The sequence below is a fragment of the Candidatus Effluviviaceae Genus V sp. genome, from assembly GCA_014728125.1.
Classification (GTDB): Bacteria; Joyebacterota; Joyebacteria; order Joyebacterales; family Joyebacteraceae; genus WJMD01.
The window spans coordinates 1-3404 of the sequence record WJMD01000137.1 but is presented as its reverse complement, the minus strand read 5'-3'; the positions used below and the strand labels follow the sequence as shown (position 1 = coordinate 3404).

Annotated in this window: 2 protein-coding genes; one reads left to right on the top strand and one right to left on the bottom strand. The window is 66.7% G+C overall.

Translation table 11 applies throughout. The features are described 5' to 3' along the window. The first annotated feature begins 799 nt into the window (after positions 1-799). Complete coding sequence (locus tag GF405_08685) at positions 800-2281, top strand: thiosulfate sulfurtransferase (protein MBD3368229.1); 1482 nt, start codon at positions 800-802, stop codon at positions 2279-2281. Here GF405_08685 and egtD read toward each other — a convergent pair. Beyond that, the coding region (gene egtD / locus GF405_08680; protein ID MBD3368228.1) for an L-histidine N(alpha)-methyltransferase at positions 2278-3404 on the bottom strand (1127 nt) is incomplete at its 5' end. The genes GF405_08685 and egtD overlap by 4 nt on opposite strands.

Genomic DNA, 3404 nt, shown 5'->3' with positions numbered 1-3404 from the left:
CGTCTCGTCACGCCCTGTCGCAGGAGCCCCCGCGAGCAGAAGGTCGATGCCGAATGCGGCAAGCGCGCACAGCACCACGATGGCGACCGAGCGATGTCGAAGGGGAAGCTGCATCGGGACCCTTAGTTCATGACAAGCTATGCTATCCACACCGAGGAGATGATACCAGCTAAAGTGCTGAACAGCAAGGTATTGTAGGCCTGGCGGCCATATCAGAAAGAGGAGTTGACGGAGAATCAGCGAGCATTCGTGCAGTCGACTCCACCGGCAGAACCGCGGCTTCGCGAGCTCACTGGCGGCATAGCGGGTCCTCGGCGAACGCGCCCTGATGGCCCTCGCGATGGCGACCGCGATAACGGAAGGCGGCGTACCGGAGCCCTTTTCGTACAGCTCCCTCGTCGCCTTGGCGGCCTGTGCGCGAATCCCGCGTAGCCGGTGTCCCCGGAGCGCTCGAGCAACGGCCCTACCATGACACCGTCGAAGGCCGACACGCTCAGACCCGGCTCGACGATGATGACATCGATCCCGAACTGGTTGATTCGAGGCGCAGGCAGTCCGACCGTCCATCGAGCGCGTGTTTGACTGCGTGGTACCATAACCCGAGCGGGGTGTGGATCTTCCTATCCACCGAGCTGGTGTTGACGATGGTGCCGTTCGGTGACCTCCGTCACGCCGGCGACCAGGTCCTCCTCCTTCGTCACGTCCATCCTGAGAGCGACCGCCCACGATCCTCGAGGTCGCTCATCTTCTCAACGCGGCACGGCGGGGAAATCGCTCCGCGGACGCGCACGCCGGTGCTATGCTCGGCAGGTGCTATGTCCCTCTCCTGAACCGCGCAACCTCGGTCTCGCAGTCTGAACGGAGGTCGCCGATGCCGTCGCCCCTGTCCAGCTCTGAACTCAGAGACGCCGTCCTCGACAAGAACACGGCGCTCGTCGACCTGAGGCAGATCGACGCCTGGAACGGCTGGGCGATGGACGGGGAGCGACGCGGAGGCCACATCCCCGGGTCGGCCCCCTTCCCTCTTCGGTGGTTCGATGAGCTCGACGAAAGAGAGACCCTCGCGGTGCTGGCGCGCGGCGGCGCGACGCCGGAGATGCCGGTCGTCGTCTACGGCTCCGGCAGCGAGGACGCAGACGAGGGCGCGGCGCGGCTCGAGCAGCTGGGCTTCAGCCAGGTGCGCTTCTTCCAGGGGGGATTCTCCGTGTGGGCCGGACAGAGGAGCGGACCGATCGAGTGGCTGCCACGGTTCGAGAAGCTCGTTCCGGCGTCGTGGGTCGCCGACCTCGTGGAAGGCGGGGAGCTCTCACATCACGACGGTCGCCCCCACGTCCTCATCCATGTGAGCTTCGACAACAGAGAGGACTACGACGAGGGCCACATCCCGGGATCGATCTACCTGGACACTCTCCTTCTCGAGCGGCCCGAGGACTGGAACAGGCGGACGGCCGAGGAACTCGCGGAAGCTGTCCGGAGCCTCGGCATTACGCACGACACGACCGCGGTGCTCTACGGACGGACGGGCAGACCGACGATGAAGATGGAACAGCCGGGGCGGGCCGCCGGGCAGATCGGCGCGATGCGTGCCGCGTGGCTCCTTCGATACATCGGCGTCGAGGACGTCCGGATGCTGAACGGCGGGCTCGCGTCATGGCGTCGCGCCGGCGGCGAGCTCAGTACCGAGGAGTCGCCTCCTGCACCCGTCCCCGCCTTCGGCAGGAAGGTCCCTTCGCGCCCCGCTCTGATCGTCAGAACGACACAGGCGAAGGAGCTTCTGGCTGACCCCATGGGCGACCTTGTCAGCATGCGAAGCTGGGAGGAGTTCATCGGAGAGGTCAGCGGCTACCACTACGTCCATCCAAAGGGTCGCATCCCCGGCGCCGTCTTCGGGAACTGCGGGGCCGACGCATACCACATGGAGAACTACCGGAACCACGACCAGACCATGCGGCCGTACAGCGAGATCCGCGAGCGCTGGGCGGCGGCGGAGCTCACACCCGACAAGCGGATCGCGTTCTACTGCGGCACGGGGTGGCGCGCCAGCGAGGCGGCGTTCGCGGCCTACGTCATGGGATGGAAGCGCGTCGCCGTCTACGACGACGGCTGGTACGGCTGGAGCAGCGACGAGTCGAACCCCATCGCCACGGGCGTTCCGGACGGGCACGAGGGAAGCGGGCGTCCCGAGGGCCTCCTGCGGGCCGATGTCGTATCAGAGGGGAATCGGGGCCAGGTCGTCGCGGGGCCGAGGAGTGACCGGCCGCCCGATGACTGCGCGGGCTAGAGGCCGGGCACCCGGAGACTGTGCAGGCTGAAGTACTTCCTCGAGTCGAGCCACCGCTCCTCGATCTCGAGCCCCGCGTCCTCAGCGAGCGCTGCGATCCCCCCCAGCGTGTACTTGTGCGAGTTCTCGGTGTGCACCCTCTCGCCGCACGAGAACTCGACCGTCAGACCCGGATTCAGAATCGTCACACGCTGGTCCTCGAGACTCTCGAGATACATCTCTATCCGGCGGTGGTCGGGATTCCAGTGAGCGATGTGCCGGAATCGCTCCAGTTCGAAGTCCCCGCCAAGCTCACGGTTGATGCGGCGGAGGAGGTTCAGATTGAACTCGGCCGTGACGCCCGAGCTGTCGTTGTAAGCGGCCGCGAGGACGCCCACGTCCTTCACCAGATCGAAGCCGATGAGCAGCCTGTCCCCCGGTGACAGCCGTCCTCGCAGCCTGCTGAGAAACTGCGCCGCCCGGTCCCGTTCGAGGTTCCCGATGCTCGACCCCAGCCAGAGCAGGAGGACCTCGCCGTCAGCGTCGACGCGCTCCAGTCCTTCGATGTACCGCGCCCTGATGGGCTTCACGGTGACACCGGGCACGGCCTCCGTGAGGACCTCCGCGCTCGCTCTCAGCACGTCGGCGCACACGTCGATCGGCCGGTAGATCGCGCTGCCGTTCGCGTCAACGAGGGCCTCGAGCAGCGCGACGGTCTTGGCCGACGTACCGCTGCCCAGCTCGACGACGTGTATCGGGCCTCGCGCCGCGTCCGCGATGCGGGCGGCATGCGCCTCGATGATCTCCGACTCTGCCTGTGTCAGGTAGTACTCAGGCAGGCGGGTGATGCGGTCGAAGAGCTCGGACCCTCGCGCGTCGTAGAGGTAGACGCACGGCAGGTGCTTCGGCGACGACCCGAGTCCGACGCGTACGTCCTCGGCGAAGCGCCTGAGCGCCGTGGTCTCCCGTGCCGTACATGTGCCAGCGTCTTCTGCTGATGGACGAGCCAGCTCCACCCTACGCCTCCCCGCTCTTGAGCCTGAGCCCCCGCGGCACGAGCACGAACTCCAGCAGATCGAAGAACCCCTGGACGGCGAGTGCCAGGAACGCCGCCGGCACCGCGCCCTCGAGAATGAGCTGCATG

What these genes read in the sequence shown, in the direction of transcription:
- GF405_08685 (MBD3368229.1), top strand. Translation starts at nt 800, where the DNA reads ATGCTCGGCAGGTGCTATGTCCCTCTCCTGAACCGCGCAACCTCGGTC.